At 65.1% G+C, this 22,367-nt stretch carries 23 protein-coding genes; 12 read left to right on the forward strand and 11 right to left on the reverse strand.

The window, feature by feature from the left end; genetic code table 11:
• Positions 1-7 precede the first annotated feature (7 nt).
• Genes JY500_RS04475 through JY500_RS04525 form a run of 11 tightly spaced genes read right to left on the reverse strand, consistent with a single transcriptional unit; the run spans position 8 to position 13,229 of the window.
• On the reverse strand, positions 8-736 hold the full coding sequence (locus JY500_RS04475) for a type II secretion system protein (protein ID WP_206255191.1): 729 nt from the start codon (positions 734-736) through the stop codon (positions 8-10).
• Positions 733-1,749 carry a hypothetical protein gene (locus JY500_RS04480; protein WP_206255192.1) on the reverse strand — a complete coding sequence of 339 codons (1,017 nt, stop codon included), beginning with the start codon at positions 1,747-1,749 and terminating at the stop codon, positions 733-735. Before JY500_RS04480 ends, JY500_RS04475 begins: the two co-directional genes overlap by 4 nt.
• 47 nt (positions 1,750-1,796) lie before the next feature.
• Positions 1,797-2,171, reverse strand: coding sequence for a hypothetical protein (locus JY500_RS04485; protein WP_172203514.1), 375 nt, complete (start codon positions 2,169-2,171; stop codon positions 1,797-1,799).
• Positions 2,168-2,758, reverse strand: a complete 591-nt coding sequence (locus tag JY500_RS04490) for a hypothetical protein (RefSeq protein ID WP_206255193.1) — start codon at positions 2,756-2,758, stop codon at positions 2,168-2,170. The genes JY500_RS04485 and JY500_RS04490 overlap by 4 nt, the downstream gene beginning before the upstream one ends.
• On the reverse strand, positions 2,755-4,311 hold the full coding sequence (locus JY500_RS04495) for a hypothetical protein (protein ID WP_206255194.1): 1,557 nt from the start codon (positions 4,309-4,311) through the stop codon (positions 2,755-2,757). The genes JY500_RS04490 and JY500_RS04495 overlap by 4 nt, the downstream gene beginning before the upstream one ends.
• Before the next feature lies 1 nt (position 4,312).
• Positions 4,313-5,515, reverse strand: a complete 1,203-nt coding sequence (locus JY500_RS04500) for a type II secretion system F family protein (protein ID WP_206255195.1) — start codon at positions 5,513-5,515, stop codon at positions 4,313-4,315.
• Between the two features lie 14 nt (positions 5,516-5,529).
• The gene (locus tag JY500_RS04505) at positions 5,530-7,242 is read right to left on the reverse strand and encodes a GspE/PulE family protein (RefSeq protein WP_172203518.1); all 1,713 of its coding nucleotides are present in this window, start codon (positions 7,240-7,242) and stop codon (positions 5,530-5,532) included.
• A gap of 4 nt (positions 7,243-7,246) precedes the next feature.
• The gene (locus JY500_RS04510; protein ID WP_206255196.1) at positions 7,247-8,446 is read right to left on the reverse strand and encodes a tetratricopeptide repeat protein; all 1,200 of its coding nucleotides are present in this window, start codon (positions 8,444-8,446) and stop codon (positions 7,247-7,249) included.
• On the reverse strand, positions 8,443-10,359 hold the full coding sequence (mshL, locus tag JY500_RS04515) for a pilus (MSHA type) biogenesis protein MshL (protein ID WP_206255197.1): 1,917 nt from the start codon (positions 10,357-10,359) through the stop codon (positions 8,443-8,445). The genes JY500_RS04510 and mshL overlap by 4 nt, the downstream gene beginning before the upstream one ends.
• Positions 10,356-11,816 (reverse strand): ExeA family protein, encoded by a 1,461-nt coding sequence (locus tag JY500_RS04520; RefSeq protein ID WP_206255198.1) that lies wholly within the window; start codon positions 11,814-11,816, stop codon positions 10,356-10,358. The genes mshL and JY500_RS04520 overlap by 4 nt, the downstream gene beginning before the upstream one ends.
• 3 nt (positions 11,817-11,819) lie before the next feature.
• Complete coding sequence (locus tag JY500_RS04525) at positions 11,820-13,229, reverse strand: sigma-54-dependent transcriptional regulator (RefSeq protein ID WP_206255199.1); 1,410 nt, start codon at positions 13,227-13,229, stop codon at positions 11,820-11,822.
• 161 nt (positions 13,230-13,390) lie between these two features.
• On the opposite strand from JY500_RS04525, the gene JY500_RS04530 reads away from it, so the two are divergent.
• Genes JY500_RS04530 through hisD form a run of 12 tightly spaced genes read left to right on the forward strand, consistent with a single transcriptional unit; the run spans position 13,391 to position 22,318 of the window.
• The gene (locus JY500_RS04530; RefSeq protein ID WP_206255200.1) at positions 13,391-14,197 is read left to right on the forward strand and encodes an ABC transporter ATP-binding protein; all 807 of its coding nucleotides are present in this window, start codon (positions 13,391-13,393) and stop codon (positions 14,195-14,197) included.
• A gap of 5 nt (positions 14,198-14,202) precedes the next feature.
• On the forward strand, positions 14,203-14,991 hold the full coding sequence (mlaE, locus tag JY500_RS04535) for a lipid asymmetry maintenance ABC transporter permease subunit MlaE (RefSeq protein ID WP_172203524.1): 789 nt from the start codon (positions 14,203-14,205) through the stop codon (positions 14,989-14,991).
• Complete coding sequence (gene mlaD, locus JY500_RS04540; RefSeq protein WP_172203525.1) at positions 14,988-15,461, forward strand: outer membrane lipid asymmetry maintenance protein MlaD; 474 nt, start codon at positions 14,988-14,990, stop codon at positions 15,459-15,461. The genes mlaE and mlaD overlap by 4 nt, the downstream gene beginning before the upstream one ends.
• Entirely contained in the window at positions 15,461-16,210 is a 750-nt protein-coding gene (locus JY500_RS04545) for an MlaA family lipoprotein (RefSeq protein WP_172203526.1), read from the forward strand. Before mlaD ends, JY500_RS04545 begins: the two co-directional genes overlap by 1 nt.
• A 2-nt stretch (positions 16,211-16,212) precedes the next feature.
• Complete coding sequence (locus JY500_RS04550; RefSeq protein WP_172203527.1) at positions 16,213-16,860, forward strand: MlaC/ttg2D family ABC transporter substrate-binding protein; 648 nt, start codon at positions 16,213-16,215, stop codon at positions 16,858-16,860.
• Positions 16,857-17,159, forward strand: coding sequence for an STAS domain-containing protein (locus tag JY500_RS04555; RefSeq protein ID WP_206255201.1), 303 nt, complete (start codon positions 16,857-16,859; stop codon positions 17,157-17,159). Before JY500_RS04550 ends, JY500_RS04555 begins: the two co-directional genes overlap by 4 nt.
• Entirely contained in the window at positions 17,156-18,055 is a 900-nt protein-coding gene (locus JY500_RS04560) for an ABC transporter ATP-binding protein (RefSeq protein ID WP_206255202.1), read from the forward strand. The genes JY500_RS04555 and JY500_RS04560 overlap by 4 nt, the downstream gene beginning before the upstream one ends.
• Positions 18,052-18,822 (forward strand): ABC transporter permease, encoded by a 771-nt coding sequence (locus tag JY500_RS04565; RefSeq protein WP_206255203.1) that lies wholly within the window; start codon positions 18,052-18,054, stop codon positions 18,820-18,822. The genes JY500_RS04560 and JY500_RS04565 overlap by 4 nt, the downstream gene beginning before the upstream one ends.
• 36 nt (positions 18,823-18,858) lie before the next feature.
• On the forward strand, positions 18,859-19,116 hold the full coding sequence (locus JY500_RS04570) for a BolA family protein (protein WP_172203531.1): 258 nt from the start codon (positions 18,859-18,861) through the stop codon (positions 19,114-19,116).
• 1 nt (position 19,117) lies between these two features.
• Positions 19,118-20,368, forward strand: a complete 1,251-nt coding sequence (gene murA, locus JY500_RS04575; protein ID WP_206255204.1) for a UDP-N-acetylglucosamine 1-carboxyvinyltransferase — start codon at positions 19,118-19,120, stop codon at positions 20,366-20,368.
• A 1-nt stretch (position 20,369) separates the two neighbouring features.
• On the forward strand, positions 20,370-21,017 hold the full coding sequence (gene hisG, locus JY500_RS04580) for an ATP phosphoribosyltransferase (protein WP_172203533.1): 648 nt from the start codon (positions 20,370-20,372) through the stop codon (positions 21,015-21,017).
• Positions 21,014-22,318 (forward strand): histidinol dehydrogenase, encoded by a 1,305-nt coding sequence (gene hisD, locus JY500_RS04585; protein ID WP_206255205.1) that lies wholly within the window; start codon positions 21,014-21,016, stop codon positions 22,316-22,318. The genes hisG and hisD overlap by 4 nt, the downstream gene beginning before the upstream one ends.
• The last annotated feature ends 49 nt before the right edge of the window (positions 22,319-22,367 follow it).

The following is a 22,367-nucleotide window of genomic DNA, read 5'->3' on the forward strand; positions in this document are numbered from 1 at the left end:
ACGCGGGTCAAGGCAGCTTGCCGGCGGTAATCATGCGGTTGAACAGCACATAGCGCGAGATCCAGATCACTTCGTCATCAAACGCGCCACCTGGGGCGCCCGCGTTCTCGCTGATCGGTCGCGAGATGACGACTGACGCGCTGTTAGTCCCGTTGGTTGTCTCGTCGGCGCCCGCGGTCGCGCTGCCGTCGATGGTGTTTCCATCGGCAGTGGTGCCGAACAGTCCATTGGGGCCGAACGACCAGATCGCGGCGACAGCGGCACCATCGCTGGCGATCCGCGTGCCCAAAGCTTGGCCGCCTTGGACGGATAGTTTCGTTGCCGCAACACTGGTGTCGAGTGTGATTGGCGGTGACGCGTCACTCACCTCATTGCCGGTGGCGTAGGCGAGGCGACGGCCGTATCCGTCGATCGCCACAATGCCGAGATCGCTCCAGGGCAGAAGACCCCGGCGCGACTTGCAGGCTTTGGTATTGGGGTCGCGGTTTTCCTGCCCCTGATCGGGAGCTCCGCCGAGCGACGGGCAGGGGAGATGACCATTTGCAGCTGCAAATGCCAGTAGCGCCTCCCGTGCCTCCTCAAGCGCTGCCCGTGTCTCCGAGGTCTGTCGCTGTACCATCTGAACGCGCACAGCCATCAGCACGCTTGCGCCGAGAATCGCGATCACGGTCATTGCGACAGCAAGCTCGATCAGTGTGAAGCCGCTGCTATTGTGACGAATGGGTGTGCTGGTCATGGGGTCGGAGCGCGAACGAGTCGAGGCGGATTGGCGATGCTGAATTCAGCCTGCCAGCCTGGCAGGCTGAGGCGAGCACTGTCCGGCGCGATCGGGCTGTATTGCGTGTAGTCGAGCCAGCGGTTGAAGCAGAGCCATTCGGCAGTGTAGTTGCCCGCCGTATCGTAGCGACTGCAATCGCCGTCCGCTTTCGGTGAGACGCTGGCGGGCGGCGAAAACACGGCCAGAACGGTTGTGTCCAGGAAGTTGAGCTTCAAGCGGCCGGTTCCGTCATCGGCAAGCAATGAAGCGGCGTCGACGCCAGAGGCGTACAAGCCCCGCAGACCGTGTGTCGCCGGGGCGTCACGCCCTGCGAGCGCGATCAGTACTCGCGCTTTTGCGGCCGCGAACAGTTTTTCAGACGTAATGGCAATGACACGGTCGTTGAACGCGGTATCCGGCGTGCCGGTGATGAATCCGGGGCCGCCGGCCGCGTTATCGATCCCCCCGCGGCTTTCCAGAAACGCATTTGCGCTGCCCCCGTTGCAGCCCGATGGTGTGGCCGTTCGGGATTGTCCAGACAGGGGGCGGCCCGGCGCAATGATCACGGCGACCACCGGTTGGCTCATTCCGGTGGTGCTGTCCCTGAGGGTCAGATCGCCGAGGTAGCTGGGGTTCATTGCCGGCATCGTGCCGCCCGAACCCCGCGACGCAGGGGCGATATTGTTGCGAGCGTTGGGCGAGATGGCATACCACAGGCACTCGCCGCTGCCATCCAGAGGCATTTCAACGCCCAGCGTTTTCCAGGGAAGACGCCCGACTGCGCGGCTGCTGCAGTTCAGGTCAGCAACACCGCTGTTGTCGAAGTCCGGGCAAAGGAGGCTGCCGGGGGAGCTGTCCTCCCAAGCGGCATACGCGATTACCGCGTCACGAGCGAGCATCAAGGCTTTGTCCGTGCGGATGCTCGCTTGCAGCTCAAAGCCGCCAAAGGTGCGCAGGGTTCGAACCGCGACAAAGGCGGCAATGGCGCTCAAAAGGATCAGCAGGATCGGCAGCGCGAAGCCGCCAGAGCCCTTTGACTTCACCGTGTGCCGTCGTCGGAAACCATGCGGACCGAAGCGCCGACCGGCAATTCGATGGATTGTCCGTTTCCGGTGGCGACGCGCGCACTGCGCTCGCCGATCTTGAGTACCGAGGCGCGGTCATTGCGTGCAACGCCGTTCACCCACACCGTACTGCGGCCGTCGCTGGTGCGCACGATGCCGTCCAGCCGTAATTCGGTCTCCGCCGGCGCGGCGACGCCTGGCTCGACGTTGCGTTCGCGCATGGCGTCGAGTTTGGCACGTCGTTCGGCACTATTGAACAGGCGGCCCAGCGGCGCGGAAGGGTCCGGCGTCGCGTTTTGCGCGAATGCCGTACCGGCAGCGAGCAGAAGGATCAGGGGGGTGAGTTTCATGGCGTGTGCGGGCCTGGAGTACCAAGCGTAATCCAGTCTAGCTCACAAACCGCCGACACGGGAGCGCCATCCGCCGCGGCATCGGTGCCGCGGTCGAGTGTGCAGCGTCGGGGTAGCACCGTTGCACTGCGGATCCCGCGAAGGTCGGCAAGCAGGCGCAAGAGGTCACCCTCATGCCAGAGTTGGGCGCGCAGCGTCATCGTGCTGGCCTGCAGCGGCAGTTCCGGCGTGGCGGTTGAGAGCATACGTTGCGGCGCGACCTCGAACTCCAGTTGAGAGAGCTTGCGCTGCGCGCGTTCTCGCGTGAGCGCTTCGGCCCATTCAAGCCGACGTTCCGGGCCGATTACACCCTGCTTGCGGAGGTTTTCGTATTGCGCCAATGCGCGTCGGATCTCTGGCTCGTCCTGCTGGGCGCGGCTGAGGCGCGACGCAATCGCGGTGCGTTCGTCGTTGGCGCGGCGATAGTCGATTTCGGCTTGCTCCTTGCCGTGCAGTGCGACCGACAGCGCGGCAAAGCCGATGCCGATCATGCTTGCCGCCAGCAGTAGGGCGATGACGAAGCGGCGCATGGCCGGGGCGTTGATCACCGCGGCCTCCCTTCCGGATAGCTCGCCTTGAGCACGAAGCGCGATTCGGGTTCGCGCGGCCCGGTGCTGCTGCGCAACGTGCGGTCCGACGTGTACTCGAACGGCAAACGCACAATGCTGGCCTCGATGGCCCCTTCCCGCCGGATATCGTCGAGCAGGGCGTTGATTGCCATGACCGCTTCGCGTTGGCTCAGGCCGGCCGATGAGGGCAGGGTGGCTTCCAGCGTCAGCATGTCGCGCACCGGTGTCTGTGATGGGGCGTTCGGTGCGGTCGTGGTATTCGCCGGGCGTGCGCCGTTGGCGCGGTCCAGCGCCTCGGCCGCGAGTGACCATTCAAGGCGCTTGAGTTCGATACCCGGGTGACGATCGATCGCGCGGCTGAGGCGTACCAGTGAATCCGCAGGCCCAAGGGCCAGGTGGTCGAAGCGTTCGAAGCCGCCGACGCCGGCCTGAAGTGCGTCGAGTGATACCGGCAGTTTCGGCAGGGTTGCGAGCAGCCGCTCGTAGCGCAGATGCCGTGCTTGGGTGTCGAGTCCGATTTCCTCGATCGACTGTCGCAGCGCCCGTGTGTCGAATACTGTCTTGCTGGCGAAGAGCAGGGCTGCGCTCATGCCGACGAGGCCGCATGCGACGGCGATGCGCCGCGCGATCCACCAGCGCCAGGCAAGCCGATCGCGCGCAGGGGCGAACTGAGCGGCGCTGTTCTCGCGCGCGGCCACGTGCAGCAGCAAGGTACTTGAGTCCGAGTCTGCCGGAGGGCGACGCAGCCCGAGCGATTGCGCGCGCTCGACCGGATCGACGAGGACGTAACGCAGCACATCGGAATCCACGCAGGCGTTGCGTACCGCAGCCATGTCACCCTCGTGCGCCAGCACGGCCGTGACGATCGGGGTGCCGCGTGCGATGACGCGCTGAGTCACCAGATATTGGTAAGTTTTCTGGACTTCGAACGGGATCGCCGCGCCCCAGGCCGCCGTATGCGACTCGGCGCTCGTGGCCAAGCGGGAGAAACGCAGGTTGCCGTCTTCAAACAGTGTTTGCCGCAGGCCCGCTGGCGTGAGGGTGACAACAAGGAGGCGCGCGTGGCTGCGTACGTGCTGCCGCAATACGTGCTGTAGCAAGAGTGCGGGTGATGTGATGCCTGTCAGCACCACGTCGGCGGTGCGCAGCCGCTCCATCCAGGGGTCGAGCAGCGCGGGGCGGGTCAGCGCGGCAAACAGGATGCGCTCGTCGCGGCGCCCGGCGCGTTCGCGCCCGAGCGAGATCGCGGTCGCGTAGGGCGAGCCGTAGAAATGCTGGTTCTGCTTTCGTGCAATCAGCGCGCGGCGATCCGGACCGACCACATGCGGGGTGGTATCGACCTGAAACCCCTCTTCCACACAGTCCGCCACCAGCGTGAAGTGCGCGCCGCGGCATTGCTCAAGCCAGGTGCTGAAGCTGGCCAGTCCCGCGTCATCACCTTCAAAGCGAGGGCCGGGGCTGAGTTCGCCTGACTGCCAGAACCAACTGGCGAGCCCGCCCGAATCGAGATAGAGCAGATGGCGCAGGGACACGTCAGACCTTCATGCGCGTAATGATGTCGTAGATCGGGCCCAGCACCGACATCATCACCCACAGCAACAGGGCGCCGAGCAGCAGCGTGAGCAAGGGTTCCAGCATGGCCTGCACGCGCGCGATGGACTCGCGCACATCGCGTTCGTAGAAGTAGCTGACGTTCTCGAGCGCCTTGTCGAGCGCGCCGGTGTTCTCGCCGATGCGCAACATGCGCGTGACCAGCGGAGGAAACAGGCCGACCTTGCCGAATGCGGCGGTGACGTTCTGCCCCTCGGCGATGTGCTGCTCTACCTGCCCGAGCGCACGTTGCACCAGCTTGTTGCCGGCGACATCCTGCGCGATGCGCACGGCGTCGATGATCGCGATGCCGGAGCCATACATCATCGAGAACAGCGATGCGAAGCGCGCCAGCACGATCTTGCGATACACATCGCCGAACAGCGGCGCCGAGAGTTTCGCGCGGTCGATTCGTACCTGCATGCCCGGGTGATTGAGCGCAAGCAGGCGAACCCCGATCACGCTTGCCGTCAGCAGGGCGAGCAGCCAGCCGCCGTAGTTGCTCACGATCTGCGAAACCCAGATCAGGATGCGGGTGTGCAGCGGCAGTTGCTGGCCGGTAGATAGAAACAGCCGCGATAGCTCGGGGACCACGTAGATCATCGACACCCCGATGGCAGCGAAGATCACCGTCACGACAATGCTCGGGTAGATCACCAGTCGCCGTGTATAGCTCGCCAGTTCATCCTCGCGCTTGAGCGATTCGTTGAGCGCGCCGAGCACTTCGGGCAGGTTGCCAGTGGCTTCACCGGCGCGGATCAGCGCGCAGAACACCGAATCGAACGCGCTGGGTTGTTCCTGCATCGCTTGCGAGAGGCTGCGGCCGCCTTCGATGCTCTCGACGAGGCCCGCCACGATCTCGCGGAAGCGTGGATGTACCGTGGAGTCGCGCAGGTCGCACAGCGACTCGAGGATGGGCACGCCTGCGCGTGTCAGTTGTTCGAGGTGAAAGCAGAAGTGCATCAGCTCGCGCCGCGGGATCTTGCCGCGACGCCATGCGATGCCGGTCCGGGCGGCTTCGCCGTTGATGAAATCGAGGTCCATGCGGCGCAGCCGCAGCTCGAGGTCGACCAGGTTGATCGCTTCCATCTCGCCGCGGATCACGCGGCCAGTGCGGTTCATTGCGCGGTAGGCGAACACGGCCATGACTTGCGCTGGCCTCAGGACATGCGGTCGGTCAGGTCGACGACGCGGGCGAGCTCCGCCAGCGAGGTCGTGCCGTCCAGAACGCGCCGCACGCCGTCTTCGGCGAGCGTACGGAAGCCCTTGGCGCGCGCGGCGTTGCGGATCTCGCGCAAGGTGGCGCGGCGTGCGACCAGCTCATCGAGGTCGCCATCCATGCGCACCACTTCCATGATCGCGCTGCGGCCCTTGAAGCCCTGGAATTCGCAGCGCGTGCAGCCACCCGGTTCATGGATCGCAGCGGGTGCGCGCTCCGGCGCGATGCCCATCAATCGCAGCTCGAAGGCCTCGGGCGCGCGGGCGCGCTTGCAGTGTGGGCAGAGTTTGCGCACCAAGCGCTGGCCGACCACGCCGATGATGTGGCCCGACATGATGTCCGGCTGGATGCCGATATCGAGCAGCCGCGGGATCACGCCGAGTGCGGAATTCGTATGCAGGGTGGAATACACCTGATGGCCGGTCATCGCGGCGCGGAAGGCCATCTCGGCGGTGTCTGCATCGCGGATCTCGCCGACCAGGATCACGTCCGGGTCCTGCCGCATCATCGCGCGCACCCCGTTCGCAAAGTCGAGCTTCGTGGCTTCCGAAATTGAGGTCTGGCGGATCATCGGCATCGGGTATTCGACCGGATCCTCCAGCGTCATGATGTTGATGCCTTCGTCGTTGATGTGGCGAAGGATTGAGTAAAGCGTGGTGGTTTTGCCGCTGCCGGTCGGGCCGGTGACGAGGATGATGCCCTCGGGCCGCGCGATCATCAGCTTGAGCATGTCGAGCTGGGTTTCGGCCAGCCCCAGATCATCGAGCGGCACGATGCCCTTCTGGCGATCGAGCACGCGTAGCACGATGTTCTCGCCGTGGATCGTCGGCTGTGCGGATACGCGGAAGTCCACCGGCCGGCCGCTGATGTTGATCGAGATGCGGCCATCCTGCGGCGCGCGCGTTTCGGCGATGTTGAGGTTGGACATCACCTTCAGGCGCACGGCCATCGCCGCCCAGTACGAGCGGTGCAAGGCCCTGATCTGACGCAGCATGCCGTCGATGCGGTAGCGGATGCGCAGGAAGTTGGCTTCCGGCTCGAAGTGGATGTCGGAGGATTCGCGCTTCACCGCATCGGCAAGCAGGGCGTCCACCAGGCGCACGACCGGCTGGCTGTATTCATCGCCCGAGTACGCGAGGCTGCGGAAGTCGACCTCGCCGGTCTCGATCTCGTTGAGGATGCCGTCAATCGAGAGTTCGTAGCCGTAGTGCTGGTCGATCGCGCGGACGATCTCGGAATCGCCGGCGAGCAGCGTTTCGATCGAGATGTCGTCGGGCAGCGAACTGCGCAGCTTGTCGAGCGCGACGATGTCGTCGAGATCGGAAATGGCCACGGTCAGCGCGCGCCCTTGCGGGTCGAACGACAGCGGCAGCAGGCGGTGCCGTTTTGCCAGCTCTTGCGGTACCAGGCTCAGCGCGATCGGATCGACAATCGCACGCGACAGATCGACCGCCTGCTTGCCGAGCGTTTCCGACAAGGCATCGCGCAGCGTGCTTTCCGAGACGAAGCCCAGCTCGATGAGCAGCTTGCCGAGTGCCTGGTTGGTGCGCGCCTGCTCCATCAGCGCGATGCGGAGCTGGTCTTCGCCGATCAGGCCCTGCGTGATCAGCAGTTGCCCCAAGGGCTGGCGATTAAGCGAGAACGGGTCGGTCATCCGGCTATTGGCTGGCGAGCGATTGCGCACGGCGCATCGCGGCGCCACGGTCGAAGGCTGCTGGTCGCTTGTCTGCCGCCAGCACCGCGCGTTCGTAGTACTGCCGCGCCAGCCGCGGCTGATTCACGCGGTCGAGCGCAACCGCAAGGTTGAAGAGGTAGTCCGGGTTGTCCGGCTCCAGCGTGTGCGCGCGAAAGTAGGCTTGCTGCGCATCGTGCCAGCGCCCCGCGGCGGCTTGCAGGTTGCCAAGTGCGAAGTGGTTGGCGGCGCTTTCCGGCTGTTCCGCAATCGCCGTCTTCAGCCGGCTTTCTGCCGTGATCGGATCGGCCTCCCGTCCCAGCGCCAGCATGCCGGCGGCCGCAACCGGGTCTTGCGGGTTATTCAGCAGTGCTCGTGCGAAGTAATGCTCGGCTTCCTTGGTTTGGCCCTGGCGAAGCGCAGTGGCGGCGAGGCCATTCAGCGCGTCGGCGGCGCGTGGGTCGCTGCGCAGCGCCTCCTGATACAGCGCACGCGCAACAACCAGATCACCGCGTTCGTACGCCGCGTAGGCGGTATCGATCGCGACCGCTGCAGGCGAGCGTGCAGCAGTTGCGCCAGCACGGACTGACACCGCGCCCGCGGAGCCATCAACCAGGTCGCTGACCGGCTGGCGCACTGTACGCGGCGGCGATTTGGGTGCGTCCGGCGACGGTTTGGGCGCGCTGCGCGCTGTTACGTCAGGCTGCGAAGCACCTACGGTTGGCGCCGGTTCGGCTTGTTCGGCGATCGGTTCCGGGGTGCCGGTGACACGGGCAGGCGCGACACCGCTGATTGGCGTGACGACGCCCAGGCTGCGCGGTTGCGTTTGCCACCACACATAGCCGACGCCGGCAGCGGCTATCGCCGCGCCAATGCCCGCGGCCCACCAGGCGGGGGAGGTGCGCCGCACCGGTTTTGCACCGAACAACTGGCGTGCATTGCGTCGCGCCGCTTCGTCCGCGGCTGCGGTGGCGGTCGCGGTGGCACTTGGCAGTGGCGGGCGCGTCGGCCCGCTCGCGGTACGTGGGGCACCGGCGGGGGGCGCCTTGGGCAGGTCCGCGCTGTCAAGATCGATCGGCTCCAGCGTCAGCGCCTCGGCCACTTCTGCCGCGGTGGTGGCATTGCCGTTGCCCGCCTGCTGGCGGTTTGCCTCGGCTTTGCGGAGCGCGTCGATCAGCAGGCTCACTGGGTACTCGCCGGCGACGGGAGTTGTTCGAGGTTGAGCAGGCTGGGCCCGCTTTCGCCTTTGAAGAAGTCGGTCGCGGGCAGGTTGCCCCGCTGGTTGCGATAGTCGCCGTCGAGGCTCGCCTGGCGCACGATCGTCGGTCGCAGCAGGATCACCAGCTCACTCTTGCGGCGGGTGTCGTTGCGGTTCTGGAACAAGGCGCCGACAAAGGGCAGGCCGGCGACCACCGGTACCGTGTCCTTGTTGAGGTCGATCGCGTCCTCCATCAGCCCGCCCATCACGGCGACGTTGCCGTTCTCAACGCGGATCACCGAATCGATCTCGCGCGAGCGGATGATCGGCACCTGGTTCGTGATGCCAAGTGGCTTGAGCACCGGGTTGGGATCGTTCGCGTAGCCCGAGATCCGTGTCAGGCTAGGCCTCACGTTGAGGGTGACGGTGTCGTTGTCGGCGATTTGCGGTGTCACGTTCAGTACCAGGCCGACCGGCACCGAGTGCAATTCAGTGTCGTAGGTGATCTGCGTTTGCGTCTGGTTCTGGCTCGACGTGGTGTTGATCGTGAAATAGACGGTGTTGTCGACGACCTTGAGCACCGCCGTCTGGTTGTTCAGTGCGGAGATCTTGGGGCTCGACAGGACCTTGGTCGTGCCGAACGAATCGAGCAGCTTCACCGTGCCCATGAAACTGCCGCCCGACGAGGTAAAACCGATCTCTATCAGACTGGAAGTCGGGCCAGTGATCGCGCCAGCCGCCTTCTGCACGATCGTCAGTCCGGTGCCAGAGAGGTTCAGCTTGCTCCAGTCGATGCCCTGCTGGTAGTTGTCGGAAAGCTCGACCTCGGCAATCGTCGCCTCGATCAGTACCTGGCGCCGCGCGCTGTTGACCACCTTGTCGATGAATTCCTGGATCTTCTCGTGCTGCCGGGCAGTCGCACGGACGGCCAGAATGCCGGCTTCCTTGTTCGCGATGACCGACGCCGACTCGCGGAAGCGCACAACCTGCGTCGGCCACTGGCCCAAGGACTCGTCGTTGTCACCATCCGGCGCGCCGCGCCGCGTTGCTGTCGCATAGCAATTGCGCATCGCGTCAGCGTCGTCGGGGTAGAGCTTCTTGCAGCGGTCGAGCTGGTATTTGTCTTGTTGCACCGCTGCGTTGCCGCGCGCCATCTGGCGGCTGGCCTGCGCTGCGCCTGGGCGGGATTCGTCGATCACCACCGTGTTGGCTGGCTCGGTGATCACCCGGTCGGTTTCTCGCAGCAGATCCTTGACGTTCTGGATCAGCGTGTCCCAGAAGCGGTTCTGCGACTGGTTCTCCACCCGGCTGAACGAGCCGTTGTTCGAGCCACCGATGCCCCCGGTTCGGCCTGCACCGCCATTCCGCTCTGCGCCGCTACTCGTGGCGGCGATCTCGCTCAGGATGGACACGGCCCCGGTGGTATCCCGGTTCATGTTCACGTAGTCGATCTTGTAGTTGCGCAGGAAGGGCGAGTCCGGCATCACCAGCAAGGTGTTGCCCTGCATTTCCCAGCGCATATCGACCTGCTTGGCGATCCGAGCGAGCAGTTGCGGCAGGGTCTGGTCCAGCGCGTTCAGCGTGACCGTGCCTTCCAGGCCCGGATGCACATCCACGTTGATCCGGGCATCGCGCGCGAGGGCAAACAGAAGATCCTGCACCTTCACGTTGTGTACGACCACCGAATGCGTATCGGTATGGGCGCTGGCCTTGGGCCGTGGCAGCGCAAAACTCTGCGCGACCGGGTCCGGGATCGGGGCGGGTGTGCCGGCTGCGGTGGGCGCGGCGGCCGGCGCAGCGGCGATATGTTTGGCCGCATCCGGCTGAACGGGGTTTTGCGCACAGCCGGCCAGGCCCAGCAGGGTGGCGGCGGAAAGGGCGGAAACAGCGCGTCGCATCATGGACGGGGTCCGGCTTCCTCTGGGGCGGTGGGATCGAATCCCATCTTAACCGAATTCGATTCGGCCGCGGCCGGCGCGGCCTTGGCAGTTTTTGCCTTGCGGGGTGCTGGCCGTATGCTCGCAATCGGCCTCACGTAAGGACGCGCGATGCGCAGCCAGTCGGGCGCGGCGGCCACCGCGCTGCGTGCCTCGGCGGCGCTGGCAAAGTCGCCCCACACGACGCCGATGCGGCCGACGGGGGTGCCGGGCGCCGCATACAAGTTGACCGGGGTGCCGTCGCCGAGCGCTTCGATACGGTGAATCAGCGCTTCAAGCTCGCGAGCCTGCTCCGGAGCCGCCGCGCCCACTTGCACGGTCCATCGCTCCCCCTTGCTCTGCGCGACCCAGTCGCGGGACTGCATCAAGCGTTCCGCCACAAAACTGCCCAGCAGGTCGGCATGTGGTGGCGCAGTCTTCATCGTTGCTGCGCTGGCGGCCGGGCTGACCGCGGCCCTAGCGGCCGGTACTTCCGGTGCGGCGGTGGGCGCTGCAGTTGCACTGGTTCCGCTGGCAATACGGCCAGGCATTGCGTAGAGCAAGGCGGCTCCTCCGATTACTGTGAGCGCGACCAGCGCTGCCGCACTGCGTATCGGCAACGGATCAGGCAGGCCCGCATCGCGCGCGGCGAGGCGTACTTCGCGCAGGCCAATGTCGTGTTTCCCGGCGGCGAATCCGGCAAGCAGCGTCTTGTCGGCGAGGATGTTGATACGCCGCGTCAGCCCGGCGGCGCTGCGGCTGATGGCATTCATCGCACGTACTGACAGGGGCGGGCGTCCGCGGTGGCCGGCGGCCTGCAGTCGGTGGAGCAGATAGGCGCGGGTCTCGGCGGCGCTAAGGGGGGCGAGCCGGAAGTGATGCGTGATGCGGTCGCGCAAGGGGCGTTGCGTCGGCCCGGCGAGGAGCGCGTCGAGTTCCGGCTGACCGAACAGCACGATCTGCAGGAGTTTGTGCCGCGGCGTTTCCAGGTTGGAGAGCAGCCGCACTTGCTCGAGCGAAGCGCTCGGCATGGCGTGCGCTTCATCGACCAGCACGATGACGCGGCGGCCTTCGCCATAGAGTGCGATCAGGCGCTGCTCGATCGCGTCGAGCAAGCGATTCTCGGACTGTGCATCGGGCGGCACGCCGATCTGTCGGGCGATCGCTTGCAGCAATTGCTCTGGCGTCAGCGACGGGTTTGCGAGCCAAATCGGCAGCGCTTCAGCTGGCAGGCGTTCCAGCAGCATCCGCAACAGCATCGTCTTGCCTGCGCCGACCTCGCCGGTGACCTTCACGATGCCTTCCTCGAAGCGCAACGTGAAGAGCAGGGCGTCGAGTGTCGCCCCTCGTTCGGCACCCGAAAAGAAATAGCCGGGGTCGGCGGTAATTCGAAACGGCGCCTCGCTGAGGCCGTAATGTTCGAGGTACATCGCCGCGCTCACGCGTCAGTCCTCGCGGGTTTCGCCGGCGGGCATGCGCAGGCCCAGCACGCCGATACGTCCGTACAGCGTGGTGCGGTTGATGCCCAGCAGACGCGCGGCTTGCGACATGCTGCCACGCGCGAGCGCGAGCGCCGATTCGATATAGCGCCGCTCGGTACGGCGTAGTGCGTCGTCCAGTGAGAACCCCTCCTGCAGCGAGTCGATTTCATCGGCGTTGGCGCGCGGGCCGGTGTCGAGATCCAGTTCGGCGGCGAGTTGCGCGCGGCCTACGGTCTCGCCGGCGTGGCGGGCCAGCAGGCGCAGCACGATGTTGCGCAGCTCGCGCACATTGCCGGGGAATGCGTAATCGCCCCACAGTGCGCGCGCGTCGCGGTCCAGCGCGAAGGGCGGCAGCGCGGACTCGGCTGCGAGCTGCGGCAGGTAGTGTTCCAGCAGCACGAAACGGTCGTCGCCCAGCGTGCGCAGCGCCGGCAGCGTGAGGGTGAGGACGCTGAGGCGGTGGTAGAGGTCGGCGCGGAAGCGACCGGCTTTCACCTCGTCGCGCAGATTCCGGTTGGTTGCCGTGACAACGCGAGCGCTTGCGTGCCGCGCGGCGGTCTCGCCGACGCGCAGGTACTCGCCGTTCTCCAGCGCGCGCAGCAGCTTGGGTTGCAGTTCCAGCGGCAGTTCGCCGACCTCATCGAGGAAAAGCGTGCCGTCACCCGCTTCCTCGAAAAAGCCGGTCCGCGCCGCGGTGGCGCCGGTGAAGGCGCCGCGCGCATGGCCGAACAGCGCAGCCTCGATCAGGCCGGGCGCGATGGCGGCACAGTTCACAGCCACGAAGGGTTTTCCGGCCCGCGAGCCGGTCTGGTGCAGGGCTTGGGCGGCGAGTTCCTTGCCGGTGCCGGATTCACCTTCCAGCAGCAGGGGGAAGGGGGCGTCTGCCAGGCGACGCAATTGCTGGCGTAGCGCGACGATCGCCGGCGACTCCCCGACAAGCTTTACCGCGTCAGGCTTGCGGGCACGCGCCTGGCGTGTGCGCGCTACGGCACGCAGCAAGGCTTCCCGCAGCACGGGCGGCGCCGAGGGCTTGGGGTGGAACTCGAAGGCGCCGATCGCGCGGGCGTGGCGGGCGCTCGCCATCGCGTCCTGGCCGGAGAGCACAACAATATGCAGGTCGGGCGCCGCAGCGATCAGCTCGCTGACGAGCGCAAGGCCCTCGTCCGGGCGATGCGGCACCGGCGGCAGACCAAGGTCGATCAGGGCAGCGTCGATCGGCCGCTTGCAGCCACGCAGCAAGTTCAGCGCTTCCGGGCGCGAGCCGGCGGTCAGCGTTTCAAAATCCGGCCCGAACGCCCATGCCAAGGTCTCGACGATCGAGGTGTCGTCGTCGACGAGCAATAGCAGGGGGCGGTCGTCGGGTGGAGCGGGCATCGGCAGGTGTCGAAATTTGGACACTCACAGTGTAGCGGCTTGCCGCGCCTCGCGTGAATACCTGTTGCCGTGAGTAAATGATGTTGCAACGCCACATCTGCCGAGGGTTCGGGCGCAGGCTCTGATAAAATCGCGCCCCTTCCGCCTTCCCCCTTCACGCCGTGTCCGACGCGCTTGTCGAAGTCCGCAATGTTTCGTTTGCCTACCAGGGCCGCCAGGTCCTGCGTGGTGTCGACCTCGTCGTGCCGCGCGGCAAGGTGGTTGCGATCATGGGCGGCTCCGGCTCGGGCAAGACGACGCTGCTGTCGCTGATCGGCGGGCAACTGCGCGCTCAGGCCGGTGAAGTGCGTGTGGACGGCCAGGACGTCGCCGCGCTGCCGCGTGATGCGCTGTACGCGATGCGGCGCCGGATGGGCATGCTGTTCCAGTTCGGCGCCCTGTTTACCGACTTGCCTGTCTTTGACAACGTTGCGTTTCCGCTACGTGAGCACACCGAGCTGCCGGAAGAACTGATCCGCGATCTCGTGCTGATGAAACTGCACGCGGTGGGGTTGCGCGGCGCGGCGAAGCTGCGGCCGAGCGAACTTTCCGGCGGCATGGCGCGGCGCGTGGCGCTGGCGCGGGCAACGGCGCTCGATCCGATGCTGATGATGTACGACGAGCCTTTTGCCGGGCTTGATCCGATCTCGCTGGGCGTTATCGGGCAACTGATCCGCCGCCTCAACGATGCGCTGGGCGCGGCGTCGATCCTCGTGACACACGATGTTGTCGAGTCGCTTGCGATCGTCGATTACGTGTATTTCATTGGCGAGGGCAAGGTGGTTGCGCAGGGTACGCCGGACGAAATCCGCGCGTCGTCCGATCCCTATGTCCACCAGTTCATCTATTCGGAGGCGGATGGCCCGGTGCGCTTCCACTATCCGGCTCCGGGCTACGCGGCGAGCCTGCTGCGAGCAGAAGGGGTCTGAGCGCGATGCGTAAAACGGTATCCCGGCTCGGCGCTTGGGCAATCAACGCGGTTTGGCGGCTCGGTTTTGCCGCGCGCTTCTTCTTTGGCTTGTTGGCGTACTCGGGGCAAAGCTTCCGGCGCTTCCGCAGCCTGACGATGCGCGAGATCTACATGAGCGGCGTGCTGTCGCTGCTCATCATCACGGTATCGGGCCTGTTTGTCGGTTTGGTGCTCGGCCTGCAGGGCTTTGAAACCTTGCAGCGCTTTGGTTCCAGTGACGCGCTCGGCACGCTCGTGGCCCTGTCTTTGACGCGCGAGCTCGGCCCCGTCGTGGCCGGCCTGCTGTTTGCGAGCCGCGCTGGCACTGCGGTGACAGCCGAAATCGGCTTGATGAAGACGACCGAGCAGCTCAAGGCGATGGACATGATGGCGGTGAATCCGATCTCCCGCGTCGTTGCGCCGCGCTTCTGGGGGGGCGTGTTCGCAATGCCTTTGCTCGCGGCGCTGTTCTCGGCGATGGGTATCTTCGGTGGCTGGCTGATCGGCGTCGTGCTGATCGGTGTGGATGGCGGTTCGTTCTGGTCGCAAATGCAGGCGGCCGTGGATTTCCGCTACGACATCGTCAACGGGGTCATCAAGAGTTTCGTTTTTGGGGTGGCGGTGTCGCTGATTGCGGTGTTCGAAGGCTGGGACTGCGTGCCCACGGCCGAAGGCATTTCGCGCGCGATTACCCGCACCGTGGTCAGTTCGGCGCTGGCGATTCTGGCGCTCGATTTTGTGCTGACCTCGTTCATGTTTCGGGAGCTTTCATGAATCGTTCCACGATCGACCTCGGGGTCGGCGTTTTTGTCGTGATCGGCATCATTGCGTTGCTGTTCCTGTCGCTCAAGGTGGGCAACCTCGGTGGCGAGAAGATCCAGCAGCCCTATCAGGTGCATGCGCGCTTCGACAATATCGGCGGGCTCAAGGTGCGTGCGCCGGTGAAGGCCTCGGGCGTGCTGGTTGGCCGTGTGACGGATATCCGCTACGACACCGAGCATTTCCAGGCCACCGTGACGTTCTCGGTAGATGGGCGCTACGCCTTCTCGCGCGACACCTTTGCGACCATCAACACCGCCGGCCTGCTTGGCGAACAATATGTTGCACTTAAGCCGGGTGGCGACGAACAGAACCTGAAGTCCGGTGACACCATCACGAAAACCCAATCGGCAATGGTGCTTGAGGACATGATTGGACGCTTCCTGTTCGACAAGGCGTCCGAGGGAGCCCAAGGAGGCAAGTAATGCGCGCTTCGATTTTCGCCGCAGGGCTCTGGCTGTTGATGCAAGCCGTGCCCGCGGTGGCGCAGACGGCCGACCCGATCGAGCCCTTCAATCGGGCGATGTACAGCTTCAACGACGGGCTTGATCGCGTCGCGCTCAAGCCGCTCGCGCAGGGCTATGCCGCGGCCGTGCCGCTACCTGCGAGGGTGGGCTTCGGCAACTTCATCAACAACTTCCGCGATATTCCGAACGTCATCAACAATTTGCTGCAGGGCAAGCTGGGCGAGGCCGCGTCGGATGTCGGCCGGATCGCGCTCAACTCCACGTTCGGCATCCTCGGCGTGATTGATGTGGCCTCGGAATTCGGGCTGGAGCGTCACAACGAGGACTTCGGCCAGACACTCGGTCGCTGGGGCGTGTCGAGCGGGCCTTATGTGGTGCTACCGCTGCTGGGCCCGAGCACGCTGCGTGACACGGCGGCCTTGCCGGTCGACTACTACACCGGCGGGCGCCATCTCGTGATCGAAAGCGTTGCGGTGCGGAATTCGCTCGCAGGGCTTGAAGTTGTGAACGACCGCGCCAATCTGCTTGATGCCGAGAAGGCTCTCGATGAGGCCGCCCTCGACAAGTACGTCTTCATCCGCAACTTCTACCTGCAACGCAGGCAGAACCTTGTGTACGACGGCAATCCGCCGCGCCCCAAAGGGGACGACGACGTGTGGGATGAAACCGACGCCGCGCCTGACGCGGGTGTCACGAAGAAGGAGTAAGCATGAACCGCAGGTTCTTCAACAGGATCTTCACCAGCGCGCTGATCGTGGCGGGTGTTGGTGCCGCGCAGCTCGCCCTGGCGGCTACCGCCCCGGATGAGCTGATCCGCTCGGTGGCCACCGATGTGCAGACGATCGTGCGGCAGGATAAGGCCATCCAGTCCGGCGACATGCGCAAGACGCTCGAGCTGATCGACGCCAAGGTACTGCCGAACTTCGACTTCGCACGCATGACTTCGCTCGCGGTCGGCCGCGACTGGCGCAGCGCTACGCCGGCGCAGAAGACGGATCTCACCGCCGAGTTCCGGACCCTGCTGGTGCGCAGCTACGCCAACGCGATCGTGCGATTCAAGGATCACCAGATCACCGTGAAGCCGCTCAAGCTGAAACCGGAAGACACCGAAGTCACCGTGCGCTCCGAGGTCCGCAAGGCGGGCTCACCGCCGGATTCGGTGGACTACACGCTGTACAAGAAGGGTGAGGAGTGGAAGGTCTACGACGTGGCAGTCGCTGGCGTCAGCCTGATCACGAATTACCGCGATGCGTTCGGTGAAGAGATCAAGGCCGGCGGTATCGACGGACTGATCAAGTCGCTGCGTAGCAAGAACGCACAGAACGCCGCTGGCGGCGAGGGCGCGGCAAAGAAATGATCCGCGAGGAAGGCGAGCGCCTGATCATCGAAGGGCCGATCACGATGGAGACGGCCGCCAGCTTGCTGGACTCCGGCCGGCGCCTGTGCGGGCAGGTCGAATGCAGTGCGGGCCGCGTGATCGACCTGTCCGGCGTGAGCTCGGTGGATTCGGCGGCGCTGGCCGTTGTGCTGGCGTGGATGCGCGCAGCCGGAAGCGGGCGCACGCTTCGTATCGAAGGCGTGCCGCCGCAGCTGCGCTCGCTCGCAGCACTTTATGACCTGGCAGACGTGTTGCCGCTCGGCGAGGCAGCACAGTGACCGCCGCGATCTCGGTTCGCGGGGCGGTCAAGCACTACGGCGCCCTGCAGGCGCTTGGCGGGGTTGATCTCGATGTGGCGCAGGGTGAGTTCTTCGCGCTGCTGGGCCCCAACGGTGCTGGCAAGACCACGTTGATCTCGGCCCTGGCGGGCTTGATCCGCCTTAGCGCAGGTTCCATCCGCGTGATGGGGCATGACGTCGTCGACGACTACCGCGAAGCGCGTCGCATGGTGGGCGTCGTGCCGCAGGAACTGGTGTTCGATCCCTTCTTCTCGGTGCGCGAAGTGCTGCGCCTGCAGTCGGGCTACTTCGGCCTCAAGCGCAACGACGACTGGATCGATGAACTGCTCGCGAGCCTCGATCTGACGAAAAAGGCCGACGCCAACATGCGCCAACTGTCCGGTGGCATGAAGCGCCGCGTGCTGGTCGCGCAGGCGCTGGTGCATCGCCCGCCAGTGATCGTGCTGGATGAACCGACGGCCGGCGTGGATGTGGAGCTGCGGCAGGGCTTGTGGGCCTTTGTGCGCAAACTCAACGAGCAAGGTCACACGATCGTGCTGACGACGCACTACCTCGAAGAGGCGCAGACGCTCTGTAACCGCATCGCGATGTTGAAAGCAGGTCGTATCGTTGCCCTCGACAACACCGCGAATCTTCTGCGCGCGGTCGATGGCCACACGCTGCGCGTCAGAATCGCCGGCGACTTGCCGGCCGGTTTGACCGGCGCGGCGCCCGAGCGCGACGGTGATCACTGGGTGTTCGCCTCGGACGATTACACGGTCCTGCTCGACCGCCTCGTGGCGCTGCGTGACGCCGGCGCCGCGATTTCCGAATTTGAAGTGGGTCAGCCGGACCTCGAAAAGGTCTTTGTCGACGTGATGCGGAGGGCCGGATGAGCGGCGTCAACCTCTCGGGCTTCAAAACGCTGCTCTACAAGGAGTTGCTGCGCTTCTGGAAAGTCAGTTTCCAGACCATCGGTGCGCCGGTCCTGTCGACCGTGCTGTACCTGATGATCTTCTCGCATGTGCTCGATCCGCATGTCACCGTGTATGGCGCCATCGAGTACACCGCCTTTCTCGTCCCCGGGCTGGTGATGATGGCGGTGCTGCAGAACGCCTTCGCCAACAGCAGCTCATCACTGATCCAGAGCAAGATCACCGGCAACATCGTATTCGTGCTGCTGCCGCCGATTTCGTATCGCGAGTTCTACGCCGCGTATGTGCTGGCTTCGGTGCTGCGTGGCGTGCTGGTCGGTTTTGGCGTGTGGCTTGCGTCGCTGATCTTTGTGTTCGTCGCACCGAAGGCGCCGCTGTGGGTGCTGACCTTCACGCTGGCCGGCGGCGCGATCCTGGGGTCGCTCGGCATGATCGCGGGCATCTGGGCCGAGAAGTTCGATCAGCTGGCCGGCTTCCAGAATTTCCTGATCATGCCGCTCACGATGCTGGCCGGCGTGTTCTACTCGGTGCATTCGTTGCCGGTTTTCTGGCACCGGGTATCGCATTTCAACCCGTTTTTCTACATGATCGATGGTTTCCGCTACGGCTTCTTCGGTGTTTCCGATGTCTCGCCGTGGCTGAGTCTTTCGATCGTTTCCGTGTTTCTGGCCGTCCTTGCGGCCCTGACGCTGCGCATGCTGGCGTCCGGGTACAAGCTGCGCGGCTGACGGCGAACGTTCGCGTCGCCACCAACCAAGAAGATCATGTTCCAGGCTGAAGAAATCGAACGTCTCGTGTCGCAAGGCTTGCCCTGCGATTTCATCCAGATCCAGGGCGACGACGGTGTGCATTTCACCGGCATCGTTGTCAGCGCCGAGTTCGCAGGCAAACCGAGGGTGCGCCAGCATCAGGCGGTTTATGCCACGCTGGGCCCGCTGATGGGCAACGAGATTCACGCGCTGCAGCTGACTACCTACACCCCCGAACAATGGGCCGCGTTCCGCAAGGAGCTCGGCGAATAAGATGGACAAATTGCTGATTACCGGCGGCCGCCCGCTCGCCGGCGAAGTCGCCATCTCCGGCGCCAAGAACGCCGCACTGCCGATCCTGTGTGCCGCGCTGCTGTCGGATGAACCGCTAGTGCTGACCAATGTGCCGCGTCTCAACGACATCGGCACCATGCTCAAGCTGCTCGCGCAGATGGGCGTGAAGGTCGAGCGCGATGGCGACACCGTGACGCTGGATGCCAAGGGCCTCGACAACCCGCTCGCGCCGTATGAGCTGGTGAAGACCATGCGTGCTGCGGTGCTGGTGCTCGGCCCGCTGATGGCGCGCGTCGGTCATGCCAAGGTGTCGCTGCCGGGTGGCTGCGCAATCGGTGCGCGGCCGGTGGATCAGCACATCAAGGGCTTGCAGGCGATGGGCGCCGAAGTGCAAGTCGAGCACGGCTACATCGACGCCAAGGTCGGCAAGCTGCGCGGTGCGCGGCTCTTCACCGACATGGTCACCGTGACCGGCACCGAGAACCTGATGATGGCGGCCTGTCTCGCCGAGGGCGAGACGGTGATCGAGAACGCCGCACGCGAGCCGGAAGTGGTGGATCTGGCCAACTGCCTCGTGTCGATGGGCGCCCAGATTTCCGGCGCCGGTACCGACGTGATTCGTATCCGTGGCGTCGCCAAGCTGCATGGCGCGACGCACCGCATCATGCCGGACCGCATCGAGACCGGCACCTACCTGTGCGCCGCGGCGGTCACCGGCGGCCAGGTACGCCTCACCGGCACCAGCACGAACTACATCGATTCGGTCGTCGACAAGCTGATGGACGCCGGCTGCGAAATCGGTTCGGAGCGCGACGCGATCACGCTCAAGGCCCCCGCACGGCTCAAGGCGGTCAGTTTGCGCACGGCACCGTATCCGGCCTTCCCGACCGATATGCAGGCGCAGTTCATGGCGCTCAACGTGGTGGCTGACGGCACCGCGATCATCCGCGAGACGATCTTCGAGAACCGCTTCATGCACGCGGTCGAGCTGATCCGCCTCGGCGCCAACATCCGTATCGACGGCAATACCGCGGTCGTGACCGGCGTCGACAAACTGCAGGGCGCCACGGTGATGGCGACCGATTTGCGTGCATCGGCCAGCCTGATCATCGCCGGCCTCGTGGCCGAGGGTGAAACCCTGGTCGACCGCATCTACCACCTCGATCGCGGTTACGAGCGGCTGGAAGAGAAGCTCGGCGCGCTGGGCGCCACGGTCAAGCGGGTGAGCTGATATGGCCTTTGATGGCATCACGCTTGCGCTCTCGAAAGGGCGCATCTTTGAAGACACGCTGCCGCTCCTGGCTGCCGCCGGCATCACGCCGATCGATGACCCGGAGAAGTCGCGCAAACTGATCATCGACACCAACCGGCCAGACGTCCGCTTGGTCATCGTTCGTGCGAGCGACACGCCGACCTATGTGCAGTACGGCGCGGCCGATCTCGGCATTGCCGGCAAGGACGTGCTGATCGAACACGGTGGCGCAGGGCTCTACCAGCCGCTCGATCTGAAGATCGCGCGCTGCCGCATGTGCGTTGCGGTGCCGAAAGGCTTTGACTACGCCGCGGCGGTGCAGCGTGGTGCGCGTATCCGCGTCGCGACGAAGTACATGCAAACTGCGCGCGACCACTTCGCGAGCAAGGGTGTGCACGTCGACCTGATCAAGCTGTATGGCTCGATGGAACTCGCGCCCTTGGTCGGGCTGGCTGACGCGATCGTCGATCTGGTTTCCAGCGGCGGCACGCTGCGCGCGAACAATCTGGTCGAGGTTGAGGAAATCATGGCGATCAGCTCGCGGCTGGTGGTGAACCAGGCTTCGCTGAAGATGAAGCATGCGCTGCTGCAACCTGTGATTGATGCGTTTGCCGGGGTGGTCAAATGACCGGAATCCTGCGTCTTTCGTCGGCCGAAGCCGGTTTCAACGCGCGGCTTTCAAAGTTGCTCGCGTTCGAGGCATCGACGGATGAAGCGGTCGAGCGCGCGGTCAGCGAAATCCTGGCCGCTGTGCGCCTTGAGGGCGATGCGGCGGTGCTTGCCTACACCCGTCGTTTCGACGGCGTGGAGGCCGCGTCGCTTGCCGAACTCGAACTCTCCCGCGCCGATCTCGATGCGGCCCTGGCGGGTTTGCCGGCGGCGCAGCGCACCGCACTCGAAGAGGCTGCCGCACGGGTCCGCGCCTACCACGAGCGCCAGCCGCTAACGAGCTGGGACTATGAAGAGACCGACGGCACGCGTCTTGGTCAGCAGGTCACCCCGCTTGACCGCGCCGGACTCTACGTTCCCGGTGGCAAGGCGGCGTATCCAAGCTCGGTGCTGATGAACGCGATCCCAGCCAAAGTCGCGGGTGTGCGCGAATTGATCATGGTGGTGCCGACGCCGCGCGGCGAGCGCAATGCGCTGGTGCTGGCCGCTGCTGCGGTGGCGGGCGTCGATCGCGTGTTTACGATCGGCGGCGCTCAGGCGGTTGCTGCGCTGGCTTACGGCACGCAGACGATCCCCCAGGTGGACAAGATCGTCGGCCCGGGCAACGCCTATGTGGCGGCAGCCAAGCGTCGCGTATTTGGCACGGTGGGCATCGACATGGTGGCCGGCCCGTCCGAAGTGCTGATCATCTCCGATGGCAGTGGCAACCCCGATTGGGTGGCGATGGATCTGTTCGCGCAGGCCGAGCACGACGAGATGGCGCAGTCGATTTTATTGTGTCCCGATGCGGCCTTCCTTGATGCAGTGGCGGCGTCTATCGACAAGCTGCTGCCGACGATGCCGCGTGCCGCAACGATCCGCACCTCGCTCGATAACCGCGGCGCGTTGATTCGAGTGCGCGATCTCGATGAGGCCTGCGAGATCGCGAACCAGATTGCGCCCGAGCACCTGGAGCTGTCGGTCGAGGACGCCGACCCGCTGGTCGCAAAGATCCGTCATGCCGGCGCGATTTTCGTTGGCCACTGGTCGGTTGAGGCGCTGGGGGACTACTGCGCGGGCCCGAACCATGTGCTGCCGACTTCTCGCAGTGCGCGCTTCTCGTCGCCGCTTGGCGTGTACGACTTCCAGAAGCGCAGCTCGGTGATCCGGATGTCGAAGGCTGGCGCGCAGCGCCTGGGCAAAACAGCGTCAATCCTCGCGCACGGCGAAGGGTTACAGGCACACGCGAGATCCGCCGAGTTGCGGGTCGAAGCGGACTGAAACAAAACGGCCGCCCTCGGGCGGCCGTTTTACTTATGCCGGTGCGCCA

Source organism: Niveibacterium microcysteis, from assembly GCF_017161445.1.
Taxonomy (GTDB): domain Bacteria; phylum Pseudomonadota; class Gammaproteobacteria; order Burkholderiales; family Rhodocyclaceae; genus Niveibacterium; species Niveibacterium microcysteis.